General features: G+C 42.9%; 17 protein-coding genes and 2 pseudogenes. 18 read left to right on the top strand and 1 reads right to left on the bottom strand.

Annotated features, from left to right (window positions below; genetic code table 11):
- Positions 1-122: 122 nt before the first annotated feature.
- From alkA to asmA, 4 genes and pseudogenes are all read left to right on the top strand, one after another.
- Positions 123-970 (top strand): annotated as a pseudogene (gene alkA / locus EAE_RS23795) (DNA-3-methyladenine glycosylase 2).
- A 114-nt stretch (positions 971-1,084) separates the two neighbouring features.
- Complete coding sequence (gene udk / locus EAE_RS23790; protein ID WP_015365789.1) at positions 1,085-1,726, top strand: uridine kinase; 642 nt, start codon at positions 1,085-1,087, stop codon at positions 1,724-1,726.
- A 90-nt stretch (positions 1,727-1,816) separates the two neighbouring features.
- Positions 1,817-2,398 (top strand): dCTP deaminase, encoded by a 582-nt coding sequence (dcd, locus tag EAE_RS23785; protein ID WP_015365790.1) that lies wholly within the window; start codon positions 1,817-1,819, stop codon positions 2,396-2,398.
- Between the two features lie 27 nt (positions 2,399-2,425).
- Positions 2,426-4,273 carry an outer membrane assembly protein AsmA gene (asmA, locus tag EAE_RS23780; RefSeq protein ID WP_015706062.1) on the top strand — a complete coding sequence of 616 codons (1,848 nt, stop codon included), beginning with the start codon at positions 2,426-2,428 and terminating at the stop codon, positions 4,271-4,273.
- Positions 4,274-4,322: 49 nt separating this feature from the next.
- Here the strand turns inward: asmA and EAE_RS23775 are convergent, their stop codons facing one another.
- The gene (locus EAE_RS23775) at positions 4,323-5,909 is read right to left on the bottom strand and encodes a TerC family protein (RefSeq protein WP_015706061.1); all 1,587 of its coding nucleotides are present in this window, start codon (positions 5,907-5,909) and stop codon (positions 4,323-4,325) included.
- Positions 5,910-6,763: 854 nt separating this feature from the next.
- Between EAE_RS23775 and galF the strand changes: the two genes are divergently transcribed.
- From galF to EAE_RS23705, 14 genes and pseudogenes are all read left to right on the top strand, one after another.
- On the top strand, positions 6,764-7,654 hold the full coding sequence (gene galF / locus EAE_RS23770) for a UTP--glucose-1-phosphate uridylyltransferase GalF (protein ID WP_015706060.1): 891 nt from the start codon (positions 6,764-6,766) through the stop codon (positions 7,652-7,654).
- A gap of 448 nt (positions 7,655-8,102) precedes the next feature.
- Complete coding sequence (locus EAE_RS23765) at positions 8,103-8,732, top strand: phosphatase PAP2 family protein (RefSeq protein WP_015706058.1); 630 nt, start codon at positions 8,103-8,105, stop codon at positions 8,730-8,732.
- Between the two features lie 932 nt (positions 8,733-9,664).
- On the top strand, positions 9,665-11,098 hold the full coding sequence (locus EAE_RS23760; RefSeq protein WP_015706057.1) for a capsule assembly Wzi family protein: 1,434 nt from the start codon (positions 9,665-9,667) through the stop codon (positions 11,096-11,098).
- 122 nt (positions 11,099-11,220) lie between these two features.
- Positions 11,221-12,360, top strand: a complete 1,140-nt coding sequence (locus EAE_RS23755; RefSeq protein WP_015706056.1) for a polysaccharide export protein — start codon at positions 11,221-11,223, stop codon at positions 12,358-12,360.
- Positions 12,360-12,797 carry an arsenate reductase/protein-tyrosine-phosphatase family protein gene (locus EAE_RS23750; RefSeq protein ID WP_020078333.1) on the top strand — a complete coding sequence of 146 codons (438 nt, stop codon included), beginning with the start codon at positions 12,360-12,362 and terminating at the stop codon, positions 12,795-12,797. The genes EAE_RS23755 and EAE_RS23750 overlap by 1 nt, the downstream gene beginning before the upstream one ends.
- A gap of 14 nt (positions 12,798-12,811) precedes the next feature.
- The gene (locus EAE_RS23745) at positions 12,812-14,974 is read left to right on the top strand and encodes a polysaccharide biosynthesis tyrosine autokinase (RefSeq protein ID WP_015706054.1); all 2,163 of its coding nucleotides are present in this window, start codon (positions 12,812-12,814) and stop codon (positions 14,972-14,974) included.
- 106 nt (positions 14,975-15,080) lie between these two features.
- A pseudogene (gene wbaP / locus EAE_RS23740) lies at positions 15,081-16,505 on the top strand (undecaprenyl-phosphate galactose phosphotransferase WbaP).
- 35 nt (positions 16,506-16,540) lie between these two features.
- A complete protein-coding gene (locus tag EAE_RS23735) occupies positions 16,541-17,449 on the top strand; it encodes a glycosyltransferase family 2 protein (protein WP_015706053.1) in 909 nt (302 codons plus the stop codon).
- A gap of 146 nt (positions 17,450-17,595) precedes the next feature.
- Positions 17,596-18,453, top strand: coding sequence for a glycosyltransferase (locus EAE_RS23730; protein WP_015706052.1), 858 nt, complete (start codon positions 17,596-17,598; stop codon positions 18,451-18,453).
- A gap of 29 nt (positions 18,454-18,482) precedes the next feature.
- Positions 18,483-19,322: a glycosyltransferase gene (locus EAE_RS23725; RefSeq protein WP_015706051.1), complete on the top strand. Its 840-nt coding sequence runs from the start codon at positions 18,483-18,485 to the stop codon at positions 19,320-19,322.
- Between the two features lie 19 nt (positions 19,323-19,341).
- Positions 19,342-20,850 carry a hypothetical protein gene (locus EAE_RS23720; RefSeq protein ID WP_015706050.1) on the top strand — a complete coding sequence of 503 codons (1,509 nt, stop codon included), beginning with the start codon at positions 19,342-19,344 and terminating at the stop codon, positions 20,848-20,850.
- A 54-nt stretch (positions 20,851-20,904) separates the two neighbouring features.
- Complete coding sequence (locus tag EAE_RS23715) at positions 20,905-22,101, top strand: O-antigen ligase family protein (RefSeq protein ID WP_015706049.1); 1,197 nt, start codon at positions 20,905-20,907, stop codon at positions 22,099-22,101.
- A gap of 249 nt (positions 22,102-22,350) precedes the next feature.
- Complete coding sequence (gene gndA, locus EAE_RS23710) at positions 22,351-23,757, top strand: NADP-dependent phosphogluconate dehydrogenase (RefSeq protein WP_015706048.1); 1,407 nt, start codon at positions 22,351-22,353, stop codon at positions 23,755-23,757.
- A gap of 273 nt (positions 23,758-24,030) precedes the next feature.
- Positions 24,031-25,503 (top strand): MOP flippase family protein, encoded by a 1,473-nt coding sequence (locus EAE_RS23705; protein ID WP_015706047.1) that lies wholly within the window; start codon positions 24,031-24,033, stop codon positions 25,501-25,503.
- Positions 25,504-25,509 lie beyond the last annotated feature (6 nt).

The raw sequence follows: 25,509 nt of genomic DNA, 5'->3' as shown, positions 1-25,509 counted from the left end.
CCATGCCAGTGAAGAAGGGGGGCGACTTTAGCGGATTGCCGCCATGCCGACAACTGGAATTTAAAAGCAAGGCGCAGCAGGCTTAGAGCATCTATGCTTGTCGCGATTAATAAGGAGAGTGCATGACATTATTATCCTGGAGAGCGCCCTATGACTGGCAATGGATGTTCGCGTTTCTCAGCGCGCGTGCGGTGGCGGGAATTGAAACCTTCCATGAAGATCAATATACCCGCAGCTTCAGTTTAGATGGGCATCGTGGATTGATTACCGTTAAACCGGATGAACGCAGCCAGGGGTTCCAGGTTACGCTTTCTCATGGGCTGTTACCGGTAGCAGACCAGTGCCTGGCGCGTGTAGCGCAACTGTTTGATTTAGCATGCGATCCATTTGAGGTCACGCAAACCTTAGGCAAACTGGCGCAGCCGCGACCAGGACTTCGCTTGCCGGGGGCGCTGGATGCGTTTGAACAGGCGGTGCGCGCGGTATTGGGGCAACTGGTGAGCGTAGCGATGGCGGCGAAGCTGACGGCGAAAGTGGCCGCGGTCTATGGGGAAGCGTTAAGCGAAGCGCCTGGTTATGTTATTTTCCCGTACCGCAGAAACTGGCGCAAGCCGACCCTTTGGCGCTTAAGGCGTTAGGGATGCCGCTTCGCCGCGCGGAAGCGTTAATTCACCTTGGCAAAGCGGCATTGAGCGGAGAATTGCCGTTGACGGCGCCTGCTGATATGGCAACCGGCATGAAACAATTGCAGAGTCTGCCGGGCATCGGTCGCTGGACGGCGAATTACTATGCGCTGCGCGGTTGGCAGGCAAAAGATATTTTTCTGCCCGATGACTATCTGATTAAACAGCGTTTTCCCGGAATGACGCCTGCGCGTATTGCGCGTTATGCCAGCCGCTGGCAACCCTGGCGCTCCTATGCTTTGTTGCATATCTGGTACACCGAAGGCTGGGCGCCGGACGAGGAATAGGCGTACAGGGCGCATATCACTGGTATCGCCGCCCTGAAATCCCTATAATTGCCGCGTTTGACGGTCAACCGTCACCCTCCATCTACATCCAGGTTAATCAGGTCGCAAAAATTTATGACTGATACGTCTCATCAGTGCGTCATTGTAGGCATCGCCGGCGCATCGGCTTCGGGCAAAAGCCTTATCGCCAGCACACTTTATCGTGAATTACGTGAACAAGTTGGCGATGAGCATATTGGCGTTATTCCAGAAGACAGCTATTACAAAGATCAAAGCCATCTGTCGATGGAAGAGCGTGTAAAAACCAACTATGACCATCCAAGCTCAATGGATCATAGCTTGCTGTTCCAGCATTTACAGACGCTGAAAAGCGGCCAGCCAATTGAATTGCCCGTGTATAGCTACGTTGAACATACGCGTATGCCGGAAACTATTCATATTCAACCGAAGAAAGTGATCATTCTCGAAGGGATCCTGCTGTTGACGGATGCCAGACTGCGCAATGAATTAAACTTCTCTATTTTCGTCGATACCCCGCTGGATATCTGTCTGATGCGCCGCATCAAGCGTGATGTTAACGAGCGTGGCCGTTCCATGGACTCGGTGATGGCGCAGTATCAGAAGACGGTGCGGCCAATGTTCCTGCAATTTATTGAACCTTCCAAGCAATATGCTGACATCATTGTCCCGCGCGGCGGTAAAAACCGTATTGCCATCGATATTCTGAAGGCCAAAATCAGTCAGTTCTTTGAATAACACGTACTAATTGTGTAACGTGCAAAGAGAATCCCAATTGCCCTTATTCCCGGAAAGCGTAAGGGCTAGATGCCTTAAAGGAGAAAGCTCATGCGTCTGTGTGACCGAGATATAGAAGCCTGGTTGGATGAAGGGCGCCTGGCAATCAGCCCGCGCCCGCCGGTGGATCGAATTAACGGCGCCACCGTTGACGTTCGCTTAGGCAATAAATTCCGTACCTTCCGCGGTCATACGGCGCCGTTTATTGACCTGAGCGGCCCGAAGGCGGAAGTGAGCGCGGCGCTGGACCGGGTAATGAGCGAAGAGATCGTACTGCCGGAAGGCGAGGCTTTCTATCTTCATCCTGGAGAATTAGCGCTGGCTGTGACTTATGAGTCAGTAACGCTTCCGGCTGACCTCGTCGGCTGGCTTGATGGCCGTTCGTCACTGGCGCGCCTGGGGCTGATGGTACACGTCACTGCGCACCGTATTGATCCGGGCTGGTCTGGCTGCATCGTGCTGGAATTCTATAATTCCGGCAAGCTGCCGTTGGCGTTGCGCCCGGGAATGCCCATTGGCGCGCTGAGCTTTGAGCCGCTTTCGGGCCCGGCGGCGCGGCCATATAACCGCCGTGAAGATGCCAAATATCGCGACCAGCAGGGCGCGGTAGCGAGTCGAATCGACAAGGATTGATAAAGTTAGCGGCTTATCGAGGATGCCATGAGACGAATTCTGACCACGCTGATGATCTTGTTGACCGTCATTGTTGCGGGGCTCGCTGCGCTGGTGCTGCTGGTCAACCCTAATGACTTCCGCAACTATATGGTGCAGGAAGTGGCGGAGCGTAGCGGCTATCAACTGAAGCTTGACGGGCCGCTGCGTTGGCATGTTTGGCCGCAGCTGAGTATTCTCTCCGGTCGTATGGCGCTGACGGCGCCAGGCGCTTCCGAACCGGTGGTGCGTGCCGATAACATGCGGCTGGATGTTGCGCTGATGCCGCTACTTTCTCACCAACTGCAGGTGAAGCAGGTGATGTTGAAAGGCGCGGTCATTCAGCTTACCGCGAAAACGGAAGCGGTGCGTAACCAGAACGCGCCGGTGGTGCCACATGACAATACGTTGCCGCAGGCGCCGCAAGATCGCGGATGGTCCTACGATGTCCGTAAACTGCAGGTGGCCGATAGCGTCCTGTTCTTCCAGCATGAAAATGGCGAACAGGTTACCGTGCGCGATATACGCTTACAGATGGAGCAGGATGACAACCATCTGGCGACGGTAGATTTCTCCGGCAGGGTCAATCGCGATCAACGTGACTTAACGTTGTCCTTTACCGCCCAGGTTCAGGGCGGCGATTACCCTCACTCTTTGAAAGCGGATTTTTCGCAGCTCAACTGGCAGGTCCGTGGGGCGGAGTTGCCGCCGGACGGCCTGAGCGGGCAGGGAAGTCTGCAAGCCAGCTGGATCGAAGAAGCGAAAAAACTCGATTTCAACAATCTCAATCTCACTGCTAATGGCAGCGCAATTACCGGCAGCGGTAGCGTTGTGCTGGGGGATAAACCTGACTGGGCGCTAAACCTGCAGGCGACCACCTTGAATCTGGATAGTTTGCTTGCACAAAGCGCGGCGGCTAATGAAGGGAATGTCGATCAGCGTGGACAAAGCCAGCCGAGACAGCTACGCCCTGTGATTGCTGATAGCGATATTCAACAGGATTATCATAGTTTGCTTGGCTTTAACGGCCAACTGGCGCTGTCGGCGGACCAGGTGCAGTGGCGTGGTATGCGATTCAGCCAGGTGAAGAGTGATATCACTAACCAGCAGGGGCTGCTGACGGTGAAACAGCTGGAGGGTAGTCTGGGAGAGGGACGTCTCTCGTTACCTGGGATGCTGGATGTCAGAGGCAACACTTCGCATGCCGCTTTCCAGCCACAACTGGATAATGTGGAAATCGGTACCATTTTGCAGGCGTTTAACTACCCGATTAACCTGACGGGGAAATTATCTCTGAAAGGTGATTTCTCGGGGCCGCGCATTGATGCAGAAGACTTCCGTCGCAACTGGCAGGGACAGGCACAGCTGCAGATGAAGGATACGCGTACCGAAGGGCTCAACTTCCAGCAGTTAGTACAACAGGCTGTAGCGAGGAGCACTAATGTACAGGCGCAGGAAAACTTCGATAACGCGACCCAGCTCGACGCATTAAGCAGTGATTTGACCCTGAATAATGGCCAAATCACGCTTAACGGCTTGCAGGGACAGTCGGCAATGATGGCGTTGACCGGGCAAGGTAATCTGAATCTGCAAGCAGAGGATTGCGACATGCATTTCAACGTGCGGGTGTTAGGTGGTTGGAAAGGCGAAAGCAAGCTTATTGATCGTCTCAAGCAGACGGCAATCCCGCTACGTATCTATGGCAAGTGGCAGTCGCTAAGCTATAGCCTACAGGTAGATCAGATCCTGCGTAAGCAGTTGCAGGATGAAGCCAGACAGCGTTTGAATGAGTGGGCGGAACGCAACAGTAATAGCCAGAACGGCAAAGATGTGAAGAAACTGCTTGATAAGCTGTAATTATTAAGCCGCCGCGAGCAACTCGCGGCGGCTTAACCCTCAACTTCATTCACACTTCATAATCTAATTCATCTTCTACTTCAACCGGCGGGATAATCTGTACTTTCTGCACCCTGTGGCTTTCCACTTCCAGAGTACGCAGCGTATAACCGCCGATTTTCACTTCTTCGCCAGCGGCAGGAATGTGCTGCAAATATTCCATCAATAATCCGGCTATTGTGTGATATTCACGTTTATCATCCAACGGCAGCGGAACGTACTGAACCAGATCTTCCAGCGGCATATGGCCGTTAGCGGTCCAGCTGCCATCGGCGTTTTTGTGAATGTCATGACGAGCATCGATCTCCTCGACTTCATTAGGCAGATTACCCGCAATGGTTTCCATAACATCGCTGATGGTTACCAGGCCTTCAACGGAGCCAAATTCGTCAACCACAAAAGCAAAGTGCGTCCGCGCCTGGCGAAACTGCTCCAGCGCCGGGAGCAACGGCAAGGTTTCTGGAAAAATAAGCGGTTGGCGTAGCAGAACGTGTAAATCCAGTGGCTCATTGCGTAATGACTGTTGTAGCAGGTCGATAACATGAACAACCCCCAACAGATCTTCGTTATCGTTGCCGCCGGTGACGACAATACGGGTATGCTGGTTTTTCTCCAGCAGCGCGCGAACTTCCTCTTCAGGCGCGCTTAAGTCGATGTGCTCAATATCATGACGTGAAGTCATAATGCTGCTGACGGTACGTTGATTCAGATTCAGTACGCGCTCAATCATTAAGCGTTCCTGCGGATTAAACAACGGACTTTCGCCCTGGTCGGCGACCATGGTTGCCGTCTCGGTATCAAGCTCAGCATTCTCTTTGCGCCCGCTTAGCAGATTCATCACCGCTTCGGTCGTCCGCTGTCGCATGGTCAGATTGGCCGAGAGGAAACGGCGGCGATTGAAGATGGCCAACTGGTTGAACGATTCGATCATCACCGAGAAACCGATGGCGGCATACAGATAGCCTTTCGGGATTGGGAAGCCAAATCCTTCGGCAATCAGGCTAAAACCGATCATCAGCAGGAAACTCAGGCACAGAATGACGATCGTAGGGTGGCTGTTGACAAAGCGTGTGAGAGCTTTGCTGGCCATCAGCATCAGCGTAATGGCAATGATGACCGCTGCCATCATCACCGCCAGGTGATCAACCATACCCACGGCGGTAATGACCGAATCCAGCGAGAAAATAGCATCAAGTACGACTATTTGCGCCACCACGCCCCAGAACTTCGCGCCTTTACGCTGTGTGGGGTTATTACTGTCTTTTCCTTCCAGCCGCTCATTAAGCTCAACGGTTGCTTTAAACAGCAGGAACAGTCCACCAAATAACATGATCAAATCGCGGGCGCTGAAGCTTAAGTCATGCCAGTTGAAGAGCGGTGTCGTGAGGGTGACTAACCAGGAAATTGACGCCAGCAGTACCAGACGCATCACCATTGCCAATAGCAGGCCGGTAACGCGAGCGCGATCGCGCTGTGCCGGGGGAAGCTTTTCAGCAAGGATCGCAATAAATACCAGGTTATCTATCCCCAGAACCAGTTCGATAACCACCAGTGTAATGAGACCAGCCCAGATCGAGGGATCGGCAATCCATTCCATAATCACTTAGAACCTTTACAACATAATCGTATGATCTATCGATCATGGATAAGCGCCAGGTAAAATGCAACGATTTATCGCGGCAACGCGCACCAATCTGGCATATCAAACGAAAGCGGTAACGTAATTAACCACCGCTAAATATCGGGTGTTTAAGATCGATCTGGGCTGATTTGGAATTAATTAGAAATCCCTGTAATTACTGTGCGGTAATAGAGGGATAAGGAGGGATTATTAACAGCGGGTAAAGTCAAAATATTGTCGTATTTTTCACCAAAATGTTATTAAGGGGAATATTCCTACTGAATTCCGTAGCTTGTCAGGACCTGCGTTTAATAAGACCCTTAACGTGGCTCAATGTTGCATAAAATCAGCAGTATCAGCGATGGTCAAGGGGTTAATCCACGGGTAAGAAGGTTAGTTAGCGAAGCTTTTGTCCAAAGTTTAGACGATTTTGCTGATTGCTATCGCCAAATTGCTCGTTCGCATGGGATTTGACTTTTTCTGTAGTGGCTTACCACGGTGATTTTTAAGAAAGAAGGTGTTAAATCTGCAAAGTAAGTAGCTTATCGCCAGGAACATTGATCAATTATTATTATTTAATAACAATGGATTAAGCGTTTTTCTTGCTCTGTTTATTCGAAGGCCGATTGACCAGGACAAACGCGTGAGAATTTTCTTAAAGCGACCTGTCAGCTAGCATTTTTTGCGTGTATTCTTGGACTAAGAGAGTAATTTAGGATTTTGGTTAAAGTCGTGCGCGACACGATGCTGTACCATCACAAACAAATGCCAGTGACATCAACGTTCTGACAAAAATTCGAAAGTTTATAACCATATAGGTGGATGAAATAATGGTGAGTTTGAAAGCAATTATTCCGGTAGCAGGGTTAGGGATGCATATGTTGCCTGCCACCAAAGCGATACCGAAAGAGATGCTGCCAATCGTTGATAAGCCGATGGTTCAGTATATCGTCGATGAGATTGTCGCCGCCGGAATCAAAGAAATTGTGCTGGTCACCCATTCATCTAAGAATGCTGTAGAAAACCATTTTGATACCTCCTATGAGCTGGAAGCGCTACTCGAGCAGCGTGTTAAGCGTCAACTATTAGCCGAAGTTCAGGCGATTTGTCCGCCAGGCGTAACGATAATGAACGTTCGTCAGGGCCAGCAACTGGGCCTGGGGCATTCTATCCTCTGTGCGCGCCCGGCCGTTGGCAATAATCCGTTTGTTGTGGTGTTACCGGATATCATTCTTGATGGCGCAAGCGCCGATCCGCTACGTTACAACCTGGCGGCAATGGTCGCGCGTTTCAATGAAACCGGGCGCAGCCAGGTTCTGGCCAAACGAATGCCTGGCGATCTCTCAGAATATTCCGTCATTCAAACCAAAGATGGCTTGAAAGTGGAAGGAGAGATTGGCCGTATTGTTGAATTTATTGAAAAACCAGACGAGCCGCAAACGCTCGACTCTGACTTGATGGCCGTAGGGCGTTATGTGCTGTCTGCTGATATCTGGGAAGAACTCGAGCGTACTGAACCTGGCGCCTGGGGTCGTATTCAATTAACGGACGCTATTGCGGCACTGGCAAAGAAACAGTCTGTCGATGCCATGTTGATGACCGGTGAGAGCTACGACTGCGGCAAAAAAATGGGTTACATGCAGGCTTTTGTGAGTTACGGCTTACGTAACCATAAAGAAGGGACCAAATTCCGCGAGAGCATCAAGAAGCTGCTGGCGTGAAACTGAGCGCTTAATTCGAGCGAGAGCTGGCGTGCAGATAACAGCAAGATGTTTGGTGTCGCGCCAGCGTAACAAGATCCAACTGAAATGAAACCGTGGTTATTAGTCATTCGGTGCAGTAAATGCAATGAGATTTTCATCTCAGTTGAATCTTATCAGGTCTGTGGATTTGATGGCTTATCGATGATTGGCGCGGCGTGAGCCGGGCATTTGGTCAGATGAGTCAGAATAATGCTTAGCTGATAGTTGCTTAGTGTGAGCTTCCTTAACGTAATGTACGTAACAGAAGCTAGCGATGCGAAATAAAACTTGACTGAGATCATGTTTACCCATTAAACAACGGTGATACATGCTTAAAAACGTAATGTTAATGGATGAATATGCCCATAGGGAGATTATGGACAAGATACAGGGAAAAAGGGATGTATCGTCAGAGGATGAAGCGTAAATGAACTGGCAATTAGTCTCTTTTTTTGGCGATAGTACCGTGCTGCTGCCTAGCGCAGTGGTGCTGTTTGCGGTGCTGGCGCTGCGTAAAGCATCCCGGACGCTGGCCTGGCAATGGGCGTTGCTTTTTGGCATTACGGGTACTGTCGTGTGCATTTCAAAACTGGCATTTATGGGCTGGGGCGTTGGCATACGGGAAATCGATTTTACCGGTTTCAGCGGACATACCGCACTTTCTACCGCTTTTTGGCCAATCCTTTTATGGCTGTTAACCTCACGGGCGCCTTTCTCCGTCCGCTGTAGCGCCGTATTCGTAGGTTATGCCCTTGCTGTCATAGTTGGCTATTCCCGTTTGATGATTCATGCACATTCGGTATCGGAAGTGGTGAGTGGATTTATCCTCGGAGCCTGCGGGAGTTTGATTTTTCTGCTGTTGCAATGGCGTACGCATTCATCGTGCACTGCACAGATCTCATGGGCAGGAGCGCTGAGCATGGTAATCATTCCCCTCGTGCTGTTAAACACCGGGGCTAAAGCGCCAACACAATCGCTGCTGGGGGAAGTTGCAACCATGATCGGCCCATTTGACAAACCGTTCACCAGAGCCGATCTGCATAAGCATATATATTAATCATGCAATTCAGCAAAGCTGTACATTATCAGCCTGGGGTGATTGGTATGATAAAATGCCAGACTGCGGACAATTAAGGGATAATAGAATCGTGGCTTTCATAAAGATGAAACATAATAATGTTAACAGAATACTTGAAAGCACGAACTATCATGATATTGCGGCTAGGATGATTCTTAAATCAAAACGGAATTTCGGAAATCAGAGTTATCTTTCTGGAACCCATAAACGAAGTGGGTAATGATGGCTATCATATTTTGTAGTTGACTGTTCTATAGTTGTTTTTTTGCATTAAACATGCGGATTATTTTATTTTCTTTATAATCATGTGGTTATGTATCCATACTGTTGCGGTGGTAATATCATGCCGGATGGGGAAAGAATCCATCAAATAATCTTATTAACGGATGAAATCCTGCCGGGGAAAATGAAAAATATCATCTTAACAGATCTGTGTGGTTAAATTTATACTGCCATTTGCAGGAAGAATCTCGTAAACTCGGGGCGGTAAAAATAATAGTTGTGGTTAATTAACCAACAACAGGACGTAAAGAAAATTGCTGGATAAGAGGTACAGTGCGTTGGTAGCTGTTAAGCCAAGGGCGGTAGCGTATCCAGTTCCCCGGTCCTCCTCGTATTGAAAAGGCCTGAGTAAATCAGCCCTACGCCGAGCTACGTCATCGACATCTGATCATGTGCACATTATTGAGGCCGTGAAAGTAGCCTTGGCAACCAATATCGCTTACATTATGAATGCGTTAAGTTCACATCCGTTTACAGCAAACCGCTCGTACTTTGAGGATGTTGTCTATCGAGGCAATGGATCGCTGTTGTAAAAAATAGGCTTGTCGAACTCATAAGCTCCTGATTCTTAAAAATCCCCATTGCCGTACCCACCTGGTGGGAAGGGACTCGTAAATGGAACTTGAACAATGATGAAAATTGCTCGTATCGCACTTGCTTTGGGTCTGGTTGCATCAGTTAGCTCACAGGTATATGCAGCTGGATTGGTGCAAAATGATAATGAACTGCGTAACGATCTGGCATGGCTTTCCGATCGTGGGGTCATTCATCTCAGTCTTTCCACCTGGCCGCTCAGTCAGGAAGAAATCACTCGAGCGTTGAAAAAAGCAAAACCTTCATATTCCTCTGAACAAGTCGTACTGGCGCGCATCAATCAGCGGCTTTCTAATCTGAAGGCGGATTTTCGCGTTAGCGGCTATACGTCGACTGACCAACCAGGTACGCCACAGGGCTTTGGCCAAAGCCAGCCGGCAGATAACTCGCTCTCTCTCGCTTTTAATAACAGCGGTGAGTGGTGGGATGTGCATCTGCAGGGCAATGTTGAAGGTGGCGAACGTATTAGCAACGGTTCACGTTTTAATGCCAATGGCGCATATGGTGCCGTCAAATTCTGGAACCAGTGGTTATCATTTGGTCAGGTGCCGCAATGGTGGGGGCCTGGTTATGAAGGCAGCCTGATCCGCGGAGATGCAGCCAGACCGATGACCGGTTTTTTAATGCAGCGCGCAGAGCAAGCTGCTCCGGAGACATGGTGGCTGCGCTGGATTGGCCCGTGGCAGTATCAAATTTCCGCCAGCCAGATGAACCAGTATACGGCTGTGCCGCATACCAAAATCATCGGTGGTCGTTTGACCTTCTCACCATTCCAGTCGCTGGAACTTGGTGCCTCACGCATTATGCAGTGGGGTGGGGAGGGGCGCCCGCAGTCATTTAGCAGTTTCTGGGACGGGTTTACCGGACAGGATAATACCGGTACCGATAATGAACCTGGTAACCAACTTGCAGGCTTCGACTTTAAATTTAAGCTTGAACCTACATTAGGGTGGCCTGTCAGCTTCTATGGCCAGATGATTGGTGAGGATGAAGCAGGTGGTTTACCTTCGGCAAATATGTACCTGGGTGGTATCGAAGGTCATCATGGCTGGGGGAAAAATGCGGTTAACTGGTATGTGGAAGCGCATGATACTCGTACGAATATGGATCGTACGGGTTACAGTTATACCCATCACATCTATAAAGATGGTTACTACCAGCAGGGTTATCCTCTCGGTGATGCAATGGGTGGCGATGGCCAGTTATTTGCCGGTAAGATTGAACTGGTAACAGAGGATAATCAGCGCTGGAGCACCCGTTTGGTGTACGCAAAGGTCAACCCCAAAGACCAATCTATTAATGAAGCATTCCCTCATTCGGATACCTTGAAGGGTGTTCAATTGGGTTGGAGTGGAGATGTTTACAAGTCAGTTCGCTTGAACACTAATCTTTGGTACACCGATGCCGATAACAGCGATAGCGATGATGTTGGTGCCAGCGCCGGGATTGAAATTCCATTTAGTTTATAAAATTAACGCTGTGCAATGAGTATAAAAATGGCTGATGTGATTGCTATGTACTTTCGACCAGTCATGACTTAGCACAGCGACTCAGAAATTGGCAAATTTTGGTTTATTAATGATGTGACATTATGAAGAAAATAATTGTTAGGGTTTCAGCAGTGGCGGTGGCAATCAGTTTTTTGGCAGGTTGTACAATAGTTCCGGGTCAGGGGCTTAATAGTCTGCGCAAAAATGTAGTTGAGCTTCCGGATAGTGATTATGATCTGGATAAGTTGGTCAATGTGTATCCGATGACACCTGGATTAGTCGAGCAGCTTAAACCATCACCAGTGATAGCTCGTTCTAACCCGCAGTTGGATAATCTCTTAAAAAGTTATGAATATCATATTGGTATTGGTGATGTCCTTATGGTAACAGTCTGGGATCATCCCGAACTGACTACACCAGCTGGTCAGTATCGTAGTGCCAGTGATACAGGTAACTGGGTTAATTCAGACGGAACAATTTTTTATCCTTACATAGGTAAAGTACAAGTCGCAGGGAAAACGCTAAGTCAGGTAAGACAAGAAATAACAAATCGACTTACCACTTATATTGAAAGTCCGCAGGTTGATGTTAGCGTCGCAGCATTCCGCTCACAAAAAGTTTATGTAACTGGAGAGGTGGCTAACTCTGGTAAGCAGTCTATAACAAATATACCGCTGACTGTAATGGATGCTATCAATGCCGCGGGTGGGCTGGCAGCTGATGCTGATTGGCGTAATGTTATTCTTACGCATAATGGTAAAGATACAAAAATATCACTGTATGCATTAATGCAGAAAGGTGATTTATCGCAAAACCACCTATTATATCCAGGTGACATATTATTTGTCCCACGAAATGATGATTTGAAAGTCTTTGTTATGGGTGAGGTCGGTAAACAAACGACATTAAAAATGGATCGTAGTGGCATGACTCTTGCCGAAGCACTTGGCAACGCCGATGGTATTTCGCAGAATTCAAGTGATGCTACAGGTATTTTTGTTATCCGGCAGTTGAAGGGTGATAAAAATGGCAAGATTGCGAACATATATCAATTAAATGCACAAGATGCATCTTCAATGATATTAGGTACAGAATTCCAATTAGAGCCGTATGATATTGTTTATGTTACGACAACACCGATTGTACGTTGGAATAGAGTTATCTCTCAGCTCATACCAACGATCACTGGTGTATACAATATAACTGAGACGGCTCGTTATATTAAGAGATGGCCTAATTAATGTTTAATTCAATACTTGTAGTTTGCACAGGAAATATTTGCCGCTCGCCAATTGGTGAGCGCTATTTACGGTTAGCTCTACCAAATTTGCGTATTGACTCTGCTGGAACTGGAGCCTTAGTAGATCATGAGGCTGACAGTACCGCGAGCAAAATTGCATCAATGCATGGCATTTCGCTTGAAGGACATAAAGGCCGACAGTTCACGTCATCAATTGGGAGACAATATGATTTAATCCTTGCCATGGAAAAAAGTCATATTGAGCAAATTGGCCGTATAGCTCCTGAGGCTAGAGGAAAAACCATGCTTTTTGGGCACTGGATTCAACAACGGGATATACCAGACCCATATCGCAAGAGCGAAGATGCATTTTCAGCTGTCTATACTTTAATAGATCAAGCCGGTCAGCTCTGGATCAAAAAGCTAGGCGCAAAATAATCAGGAAATAGGCCATGCCATCAGCAATCAAGAAACCTAATACTGTAGATACTAATGATATTGATTTAGGTCGACTCATTGGTGAATTAATCGATCATCGTAAATTAATTATTGCCATTACATCTTTATTTACCCTTATCGCGTTGGTGTATGTTTTATTTGCAACACCGATTTATCAAGCTGATGCTATGATACAGGTGGAGAAGAAACAAGCAAATGCGATACTTAGTAATTTAAGCGATATTCTTCCGAATGGGCAACCACAATCCGCACCGGAGATTGCCTTATTACAGTCAAGGATGATTATAGGGAAAACGGTTGATGATCTAAATTTACAAGCCGTAATATCCAGAAAATATTTTCCAATATTTGGTCGAGGATGGTCGCGCTTAATGGGAAATAGTGATGGTGACATCAATATTTCGCAATTTAGTATCGAAGGTAGTACAGAAAGTTTGCCATTGAATTTCAATATTGAAGTAATAGATAGCTCGCATTATAAGTTCAGTGGCGATGGTATTGAATTTGAAGGCGTTGTCGGACAACTGAAGCAAAGCTCAGGGGTTTCGATAAAAGTCAATTCTATTGATGCAAACCCAGGGAATGAATTTACATTAACATATATATCCCGACTGCAAGCAATTACGAATTTGCAAAATAACTTCATTGTAATGGATGAAGGTAAAGATTCTGGCATATTGACATTGACTTTAACAGGTGATAATCCTGTGCAAGTTAAGAAAATCATCGACCACATTAGCTATAACTATCTAGCCCAGAATATATCAAGAGAAGCGGCGCAAGATGCGAAGAGCCTTGAATTTTTGAATCAGCAGCTGCCTCAAGTAAGAAATGATTTGGACAATGCTGAAGACAAGTTAAATGCGTATAGACGTCAAAATGATTCAGTAGACTTGTCGCTAGAAGCAAAATCTATACTTGACCAAATAGTTAACGTTGATAACCAGTTAAACACTTTAACATTCCGAGAAGCTGAAGTTTCTCAGTTATATACAAAAGAGCATCCTACTTATAAGGCATTGCTTGAGAAAAGAAAAACGCTGCAGGAAGAAAAAGGAAAGCTAAATAAAAAAGTAGCTGAAATGCCGAAAACGCAGCAAGAAATATTAAGGCTAAATCGAGACGTTGATTCCGGGCGAGCAATATATATGCAATTGCTTAATCGTCAACAAGAACTCAATATTGCAAAATCGAGTGCTATAGGCAATGTGAGAATAATTGATGATGGCATCACGCAACCAAAACCTGTAAAACCTAATAAGATCTTGGTTGTGCTGCTAGGGATTATTCTCGGCGGTATGGTTTCAGTAGCCATTGTACTAATCCGGGTGTTCTTACGACGTGGTATTGAAACTCCAGAGCAGTTGGAAGAGCTTGGCATTAATGTATATGCAAGTATTCCTGTCGCAGAAAGGAATATTAAAAGCGCCAGATACAATAAAGGGATTTTCGACGGCAAGCATCAAATTCAGGATCTGCTAGCTATCGATAACCCTGCAGATTTGGCAATTGAAGCTATTAGAGGACTTCGTACAAGTTTGCATTTTGCCATGATGGAGTCTCGAAATAATGTACTGATGATTTCTGGTGCTAGCCCAAATGCCGGTAAAACATTTGTAAGTTCAAACTTAGCAGCTATAATCGCGCAAACTGGCCAAAAAGTACTATTTATTGATGCCGATTTACGCAAAGGTTATTCCCATAAACTATTTAAAGTTGATAATGAAAAGGGGTTATCCGACTTCTTATCAGGGCAAGTTAAAAGCGAAAACATCATCAAATCGGTAACTTCTGTTGGATTCGATTTTATTCCTCGAGGTATGGTGCCGCCAAATCCTGCGGAGCTTTTAATGCATAAAAAGTTTGGTGAGTTAATTGGTTGGGCTAATGAACATTATGACTTAGTCATTGTGGATACACCGCCAATACTGGCAGTCACTGATGCCGCGATAATTGGAAACTATGTAGGCACCACTCTACTCGTAACACGCTTTGAGCAGAATACAGCAAAAGAAATAGAAGTCAGTATTAAAAGGTTTGAGCAGAGCGGTATCTTGGTTAAAGGTTGTATATTAAATGGTGTAGTTAAAAAAGCCAGCAGTTATTATGGATACGGGTATAATCATTATGGTTACTCGTATACAGACGACAAATAATATCCTATTGCGGCCAGTCTAAGATTGGCCGCTGATTAAAATTCGAATTATTTCTAGAGTTAATATCTAAATCATACCTCACTAAATAAAATATTGAGAGGGAATCATGACGCTTCTCGTCAGAAATTTGACAGTCAGTCTTGCATTGGCATTATCTGATTTTTTAGGTTTTGTTATATCACCATGGTTGGCTATAGTTATTCTTTCCGGAGTTATGGACGACGTAGACCTAACTGCAATGAGTAATCTGGATGGCTGGATTGCATTACACTGGGTTTTAGCATTTTGTTGCATTGGATGGTTTTCAGTTCGATTAAGACATTACTTCTATAGAAAGACATTTTGGTTTGAACTAAAAGAAATTTTGCGGACACTGACTATTTTTGCAATCATCGAAATAGCTGTAATGGCGTTTACGACATGGTCATTTTCACGCTTTTTATGGGTATTAAGTTGGTTTTTTGTCCTTCTTTTAGTTCCTGTATTCAGAATGTTAACAAAACGTATTCTGGACGCTGTAGGCTTTTGGCGACGCGATACCTGGATTATAGGAAGTGGTACAAATGCTCACGATGCTTATAAAGCAATCAGCAGCGAAAGAAACTTAGGCTTAATCATTGTCGGTTTTATCAGCAGTACAGGTAAAGTCTCAGGGGGGGAAAATATTGATGGAATCCGAGTCCTGGAAAACGACATAGATTGGTTGAATACTATTGATAAAAAAACACAATTTATAGTTGCTGTCGAATCGGACCAAGGTGAGGTAAGAAACACTTGGCTTAGAAACTTCATGATTAGAGGATACCGATACGTATCTGTCATTCCTACGCTCCGCGGGATGCCATTAGATAGTACAGATATGTCATTTATTTTTAGTCATGAGGTCATGATTTTTCGAGTACAACAGAACCTGGCTAAATTATCCTCAAGAATATTAAAAAGAGTCTTTGATATTATTGGTTCCCTCGCGATTATCACCTTGCTTTCACCTGTCCTTATATACATAAGTCAGAAAGTGAAAAAAGATGGTGGGCCAGCTATTTATGGACATGAAAGAATTGGCAAAGACGGAAAACCATTCAAGTGTTTAAAATTCAGGTCTATGGTGATTAACTCCAAAGAAGTGTTACAGGAATTACTTGAAAATGATCCCGCTGCAAGAGAAGAATGGGATGCAACTTTTAAATTGAAGAATGACCCTCGTATTACAAAAATTGGTGGTTTTCTAAGACGTACAAGTCTAGATGAGTTGCCTCAATTATTTAATGTATTGAAGGGGGAAATGAGTTTAGTAGGGCCGTGACCAATTATTACGGCTGAACTTGAAAGATATAATGATGAAGTTGATTATTATTTATTAAGCAAACCAGGAATGACTGGCCTTTGGCAGGTAAGCGGGCGCAGTGATGTGGATTATGAAACCAGAGTTTATTTAGACGCCTGGTACGTTAAAAATTGGTCTATGTGGAACGATATTGCTATTTTGTTCAAAACCATTAGTGTTGTATTAAAAAAGGATGGCGCATACTAATTGCATCATTATGGTATGTCAGATAGGAAATTAATATGAAATATTATATAGCAATACCAACATACAATGGTGGCGAACTTTGGCAACAGGTTGTCGATAACCTTAGAAAAAATGCCCCTGAAAATTTATTAGTGCAAGTAATTGATTCAAGTAGTAAAGATAATACGCCACAAATTGCGGAAGAAGCGGGATTTGATTTACTTACTATTGCAGGCCATGATTTCAACCATGGCGGAACAAGAAATCTTGCGGTAGAAAGAGTAAATAATCAGTATGATGTGGTAATTTTTCTCACTCAGGATGCGATTCCACAACCAGGATTCATAGAGAATATTGTTTCTGTATTTAATGACGATAGAGTTGCTTGCGCATACGGCAGGCAACTCCCGCATGATAATGCTAATCCTTTAGCAACACATGCCAGAATGTTCAATTATCCTTCCAAAGGATATGTTTGTAGTGCAGAAGATATACCTGAGATGGGATTGAAGACAGTTTTCATGTCTAATTCCTTTTCAGCATATAGATTATCAATTTTTAATTCGCTGGGAGGTTTTCCTTCCGACACAATCCTTTGTGAAGATATGTATTTTACAGCAAAAGCTATTCTGAATGGATACAGAGTTGCCTATGTAGCAAATGCGATAGTTAAACACTCTCACAATTACAATGCGATTGAAGAGTTTAAACGCTATTTTGATATAGGCGTGTTTCATAAGGATGAAGCATGGATAAGAAATAAAATAGGCGGCGCTGGGGGCGAGGGTAAAAAATTTATTTTATCTGAGTTTTCGTTTTTATTGAAAAAAGCCCCTTTGTGGATTCCGATAGCTTGCATTAATAACTTAATGAAAATAATAGGTTATAAAATTGGCTTGCAGTATACTCGGTTGCCGAAAAATCTAATCAAGTCCCTCAGTATGCATAAACGTTACTGGGGGTAATAAGTATTCAACAATTGGCGTGAGATGAAATGCCATCTGGAAATTAGAATCGCTAAGCGCGTCATCGTTGCTGTTTCACGAATCTATTCATTAACGCTGCAAGGTGAGGTCTCAGGTTCGTTCGTCAATTTAAGAGAGAGTGTAAAATGCATAGCAGAACGCCACTGGTAAGTGTTTATATAACAACCTGTAACCGCCTGGAAAAACTAAAACGCGCACTTCGTTCGGTTAAAGACCAAAGTTATCAAAACATTGAGATAATCATTTGCGATGATGCTTCTGCTGATGGTACCCAAGCATATGTAGAAGGACTGATTCGAGAAGACGCTCGTATTCACTATTTCCGCAACGACACAAGTAAAGGTGCTTGTGCTGCGAGGAATCTAGGTATTTTTCACGCGCAAGGTGAGTATATTACCGGCTTAGATGATGATGATGAGTTTTTGCCTGAGCGTATATCTCAGTTTATTGAAGCTTGGGATAACAAGTATTCATTCATCTGTTGTGACTTTATTGAACGATTTTCTGATGGGAAAACCAAAAAATATTATAACACGAACAGTGTTGAAAAATTAACATATGTCGATATGTTATTCGATAATGTCGCATCAAACCAGATATTCACATTAACAGAAAGATTGAAAGCTATAGGTGGATTTGACATTAGAGCTAGAAGGCTGCAGGATTGGGATACTTGGCTAAGGCTTTCGCATAAATTTGGTGAGTTTATTCGGTTGCCAATAGCAACATATATAATGCACCATGATCATGGTATAGATGAAAAAAGAGTCTCCAAAAGTTACCCCTTGAGTTCATCGCTTATTGATTTAAGAGATCGAAATAAAGATATATATATTGATGAACATTTGAAATTTATGAACTTTATAATTTCAACCGAGGAGAAAAAGGCAAAGCCTATCGATTCTATTATATGGAGTATTAAAAGAAGAACACCTAAGTATATGATTAAGTATGCGCTTCAGTCTTTTTCTGGTAATAAATAATTAAAGTATCTGCTCAAGGGAAGCCTTAAATGTCTCACTCATGTGTCGTAATCATTGTTACATATAATAGCCAAAAGCATATACAGTGGGCTCTTGATGGGCTTGAAACATCAATAAATAAACTCTTAGTAAGAATAGTTGATTCTGGCTCTACTGATACTTCTTATTTAGATGCTTTAAAGACAAAACATGAACTGATCATAGAGAAACATGATAATGTAGGGTTTGTAGCAGGCAATAACTTAGCGATTGAAAGATCAGGAAACTCTGAATGGATATTGCTATTGAATCCTGATGCAAGAATTGAAGGGTCTGATTTAGATAAATTACTCGACATTGCAGGCGATAAACGAAATAAAGAAGTCGCATTATTTTCCGTGCCCTTGGTTCGATTTGATATAAATACAATGAAATCATTATCTGTTTATGATTCATTGGGTATACGATGCAATTCCTACGGTAAGTGGTACGATATTGGCACTAATGAAACTATCAAATCTCCCCCATCGGAGTTGCACAGTAACAATATCGATGCCATTTGTGGTGCTTTTATGCTTTTACGTACTAAGGCTCTTATCCAATGTACTGACAAACAGGGAAATGTTGGCTTTGAAAGTAGCTACTTCATGTATAAAGAAGATATTGAGTTATCTATGCGTTTACAAAAGAACAACTGGGGTATTAAGCTCATAGACAACTTAAATGCATATCATTGTCGAGGTTGGAATCCTTCAAGAAGTAAAATACCTTATTGGGCTCGATATCATTCAGCCATAAATGATCTCGATCTCTCAATAAGATATAAAAAAAGAGCCTTTCCTTATGCGCTAACTAAATACTTATGGGTCAAATTCATCGAGAATAAGTAAAATATTTGAGGAAATGGTTATGAAAGTAATAGATAAAAAATGCTCATCATATCTTTCAATTCTTACCTTTTTGTATTGCATACCTACGTTTGCTTATGCTGATGTAAATGCTGACCATAAAACTTATCAAATTGAAATATTAAAAACACGAGAAGAAGTTTCAGCGAAAGAAGCTGATTATGTATATAAAAAATTAATGCAACGAAATTTGCAGCAGCAGATAGCGAATCGGGATGATAATACTCAATTTGGATTGCATGGAATGGAAATTCCAGCAGTAAATGCCAATGGGGATCTGACAAAAATAAATCAGGCATATTCTTTACTCGCGCGGGCAGGCGTGGATTCTTTACGTAGTTTTGAGACAGCATGGCATCGCGTGAGTGATTCTTCTGGGAATCCAACAAATTTCACGCAACTTGATTTTCAGTTGAAAGAAGCAAAAAAGTACAATATGTCGCATCTATTTGTTTTTGGTTATCCGCCAGCCAAATATACAGTGGCAAATAATAAGCTATCAGCTGTACAATCAAAATATTATGATAAATATAAAGATTATCTCCATGTAACCTTGTCCAGACTTAAAGGTTATAATGTTAAATATGCAGAATTAGCTAATGAAGTTGATGCACCGAGCGTATGGTGGATGAAATCCACGCCTGAGCAATATGTTCAGGAAATGAAAATGTTAAAAGAATCTATTGCTGCATTGGGGTTGCCAATAAAGACAGTTGCTTTTGCTGCAACATATTCAAGAAATAGTCTATTAGGTGGAATCACAGGCGGAAGAAGATTTATTGATAAAAGCTTCCAACTGGGAATTGATCAGTACAGCGATGCATATTCTATTCATCATTTCTCCTATGGGAATGATGATTTACCCGGTTATATGAGAAGTGTACAAGCAAAACATCACTTATCTAATAAAGAAATACTTGATACAGAGCAGCTGGATACAGCATCAACAGGTAGATTTCAGTCAAACCCTTACGATCTCATCAAGTTATTTGCAAGAGGGTTTTATTATTATGACATGAAACGAGTTGATTATTTTATAGCTAAAGATAGATATTTAAATAATAAACTTTACTACTTTGGTCTGTTCGACATTGATTGGAACCCGAAGTTAAGATTATTAGCATATGCTATGGCGGTAGATTCAATGAAAGGTCGAACTCTTATCGGCATTTATCAACCTTCGAAAGGAGTTGAGGCATATGTATTAAAATCAAAAGAAGACTCGCCGACTAAATACTCCATAATAGCATGGTTGAATGATACTGGGACTCAGTCAAATAAAAGTGTACTCCTGGAAGGGTTGTCCGGGAACGCTGATATTGAGCATTGGAACTTGGATATAGCTAAAAATATTGATTTGACCAAAGGTGTTCAAATTGATAATCGACCTATCGCGATTTATACGAATCAGTTACCTTCGTGGGTTAATAATAATAAAATGAAGAATGCACTTTACGCTGACGAAAGTCGGGCACTTAAAAGTCATGCTCCTATGCCTACTGATAAATGATTGTTTCAACTTTTTCAACCTCATTGTTGGATTTATAAGTGGGATTAAACTTCAATGAAAATAAAAAAAACACTTTTTATAAAAATATTTATATATTTAATGGCATTGCGAAGTCCATTAATACTTGTCAGCATGTTTTGCTACATGATCTCTACCCGCGATTTGATTAAAAAATTTGTTATTAATGCACTTCCTTTTTGTTTGTTTTTAGTTGCTGCGATCCTATATTCCTTAGGGAATTTAAACGCAGTTGATAATGTTCTTGGTGAGTCGAGGGATATTCTCTTATCTGTGTTTGTTGCTGTTTTCTTATTATCCTGCTGTGATGTTTCAGATGATAATAGAAAACTTATCTACAAAACTTTGAAAGCGACATTTGTTTTTATCGCAATTGTAAAAGTTTTGATATTGATATTTTCCGTGGTCACTGGTGTCCCAATGCCATTAATCATATCGTGGATTCGTGACTCCTGGAATATACAAATGATGTCTTTGGGGGTCGAAGGGACATTTCTGGCTCGCTTACAAATCCCATTAGATTCAGCGGTTCCTTTTTTCTTGTATTTTGTTACTAAAGAATTAATTTTTACCACTGAAAAAAAATACCGCGTGATAACGGCATTTGTTTTTCTATTAATATCAATGTTACTTACGCTATCACGAGCTTTTTGGGCTGAGACAATTTTATTTGTTGGACTGGCTATTCTTTTTGAAGCAGGTATAATTCGGGCATTTAGAATAGCATTAGTGTCTGTTATTACAACTACATTATTACTGCTGCTGACACCGCTTGGCTCATTAATCTTTAAGCTAATTGATACCAGGTTTGGCAAGACAAGCATGGCAAACTCAGCTTCTGACTTAGAACGAGTTTGGCAAAACCAAATGTTATATAATTCCTTTATTGATTCGCCTGTCTTTGGTCATGGTTTAGGATATTTTATACCAAATGCAATGCGTTCTATAACTACGCCATATTTATATGAGAGTCAGTCGTTATCAATGCTTATGACATTAGGCGTGCTAGGAACGCTAGTGTTATTCCTGTTATATGTCTTTCTCTGTTTTAAAACTATCTACAATGATAATAATGGACGTTTGAAAATTATAGTGCCTGCTATTTTTCTAGTTATGTGGGTTTTTTCTGGCTCCGTTAACCCCTTATTATTCGGTGCTTCAGGTGGTGTGATAATATTTTTAACAGCAAAAACATCATCTTTATACAAAAGAGACGATGCCCAAGATCTCTGATTATATTAGATATCAAAAAAACTTTCGTAGCGCTTTACTTGGTTTGATTATCATGTGCTAATTTTAATGATAATTGTAGGATTGGTATTGCTGTGTAACCTTTAGGATTGTAGTTTTATTTGGTTACATAAGAGACAAGTGCTAAAGAATGAATTTATTCTAGATATCTGGAAGGATCTTAAGCTAGTATAACCATCAGAATTTAAGCTGCGAACGTGTCGCAGTGACTAGACCTGACAGGAGTATGTAATGTCCAAGCAACAGATCGGGGTTGTCGGTATGGCAGTGATGGGCCGCAATCTTGCGCTTAACATCGAAAGCCGCGGTTATACCGTCTCCGTATTCAACCGCTCGCGTGATAAAACCGAGGAAGTCATCGCCGAAAATCCAGGCAAAAAATTGGTTCCTTATTATACAGTTAAAGAGTTTGTTGAATCGCTCGAAACGCCGCGCCGTATTCTGTTGATGGTGAAAGCAGGCGCAGGTACCGATAGCGCAATTGACTCCCTTAAGCCCTATCTTGATAAAGGTGATATCATCATTGATGGTGGTAACACGTTCTTCCAGGACACAATTCGCCGCAACCGAGAATTGTCCGCGGAAGGGTTTAATTTCATCGGAACAGGCGTATCTGGCGGAGAAGAGGGTGCTCTTAAAGGTCCATCAATCATGCCGGGTGGCCAAAAAGAAGCGTATGAAATGGTTGCCCCTATCCTCGAGAAGATTGCAGCTCGCGCAGAAGATGGTGAACCTTGCGTGACGTATATTGGAGCTGATGGCGCCGGTCATTATGTTAAGATGGTACACAATGGCATCGAATATGGTGATATGCAGTTGATTGCCGAAGCCTACGCTCTGCTTAAAGGGGGGCTGTCACTTACGAATGAGGAACTGGCGGAAACCTTTACTGAGTGGAATAAAGGCGAGCTGAATAGCTACTTGATCGATATTACTAAAGACATTTTTACCAAGAAAGATGAGGCCGGTCACTACCTTATCGATGTTATTCTTGATGAAGCTGCTAACAAAGGTACAGGGAAATGGACCAGCCAGAGTTCTCTGGACCTTGGCGAACCGTTATCCTTGATTACCGAATCAGTTTTCGCTCGCTATATTTCTTCTTTGAAAGAACAGCGCGTTGCTGCGTCAAAAGTATTGACTGGACCGCAACCTCATTCTGCTGGTGACAAAACTGAGTTTGTGGAAAAAGTACGCCGCGCTCTTTATTTAGGCAAGATTGTTTCATATGCTCAAGGTTTTTCCCAATTACGTGCTGCTTCTGACGAGTACAATTGGGATCTTAACTATGGTGAGATTGCGAAGATCTTCCGTGCGGGTTGTATCATTCGTGCTCAATTCCTGCAGAAAATCACGGATGCTTACGAGCAAAATACGGAAATTGCTAATCTGTTAATGGCTCCATACTTCAAGAAGATTGCAGATGAATATCAACAAGCGCTGCGAGATGTTGTTGCGTATGCGGTGCAAAATGGTATTCCAGTTCCGACGTTCTCAGCTGCCATCGCTTATTATGATAGCTACCGTTCAGCAGTCCTACCAGCTAACTTGATTCAGGCGCAACGCGACTATTTTGGTGCTCATACCTATAAACGCACTGATAAAGAAGGTGTGTTCCATACCGAATGGATGAATTGATTTAACGTAGTTTTCCTAAATGAGCCTCAGCATGTTGGGGCTCATTATATCAATATACTTATTTATATCATCAAGTTTTATTAAACATACATATCTTGCCACTCTGCCATTTAAATCCATATCATCAGATCTAAACGCCGTATTTTCATAAATAATAAAGGTGTTTTCATTTCTTTAAATTCTGATTTTATGCATACATAACTTTATAAATAAATATCAAAATTAAACAATCAACCCAACTTAAATCATTAATAGTTTATCTAAAGAGTACTTATGAGTTTACGAGAAAAAACAGTTAATGGCGCAAAGTGGTCAGCAATTGCGACAGTGGCAAGTATAGGAATATCTTTTTTACAAATCACACTTTTAGCTCATATTATTGCACCACATCAATTTGGGTTGTTAACCATATCGATGCTAGTAATAATGATCGCGGATACGATCTCCGATTTTGGCATTTCGAATTCAATCATCCAGCGGAAAGAAATCTCTGAGGTTGAGTTATCCACACTATATTGGATAAATGTCTTAATTGGACTAACTGTTTTTTCCTTGGTGTTCATATTCAGCAGTACGATTGCGCAGTTGCTTAATCAACCGGACATTAAACCGCTTATTCAAACTTTGTCATTTGCATTCATTATAATTCCTCATGGTCAACAATTTAGAGCATTATTGCAAAAAGAACTTGAGTTTTCGAAAATAGGATTAATAGAAACATCTTCTATTATAATCGGTTTTGTAATTACTATTTGTTCAGCTCTCTATTATCCGTTTGCGATTACAGCGATATGGGGTTATTTGACCATGTCAATTTGCAAAACTTTGATGTTCGCTTCAGTTGGCAGGAAAATTTATAAGCCGAGTTTACAATTTGAATTCAAATCCATATCTTCAAATATCAAATTTGGTGCCTATTTGACAGCGGATGCACTGGTTAATCAATTAAATTCTAATATTGCTACAGTGATTCTTTCAAGGACGTTAGGGGCCGTAGTCGCTGGCGGGTATAACTTGGCATATAATGTTGCTGTCCTTCCTCCATCGAGATTGAATCCGATACTGACAAGAGTTTTGTTTCCTGCATTTGCCAAAATTCAGGATGATAAGGAAAAATTGAGACAAAATTTCTATAAGTTACTATCCTTTGTTGGTTTGATAAACTTTCCTGTTTTATTAGGTTTGCTGGTTGTATCAAATAATTTTGTCATAACCATTTTTGGTCAAAAGTGGTTGTTTATTACACCAATTCTTCAAATTCTATGTGTCGTTGGTTTACTTCGTTCTATTGGTAATCCGATTGGCTCTCTTTTAATGGCTAAGGCTCGGGTAGACATTAGTTTTAAATTCAATGTATTTAAGCTATTTTTGTTTATTCCGTCAATCTGGGTTGGGGCGAGTTTTTTCGGTGGAATTGGTGCCGCGTTAGGATTCCTCGTTGTTCAAGTAATAAATACCTATTTGAGTTACTTTGTGTTAATTAAACCTGTATTAGGAAGTAGTTATCGAGAATATATTCAAAGTATAACACTGCCTTTAGCGCTGACAATTCCAACAATAATAGTGGCTTGGTTAGTCGGTACCATAGATATGTCTCCGATACCAGTCATTATGCTTCTAGTTCAAGTGCTTTCTGGTGTTGCTACATTCGCGATAACAATAGTGTTTAGTCGGAACAAATTTGTCCGTGAAATTAAGCAACAAGTAGTTAAAAATCCAAAAATCCGTCGACTTTTAAGGGCTTAATAAAAA

Source organism: Klebsiella aerogenes KCTC 2190 (assembly GCF_000215745.1).
Taxonomy (GTDB): Bacteria; Pseudomonadota; Gammaproteobacteria; order Enterobacterales; family Enterobacteriaceae; genus Klebsiella; species Klebsiella aerogenes.
This window is presented reverse-complemented; position numbering and strand designations above follow the sequence as displayed.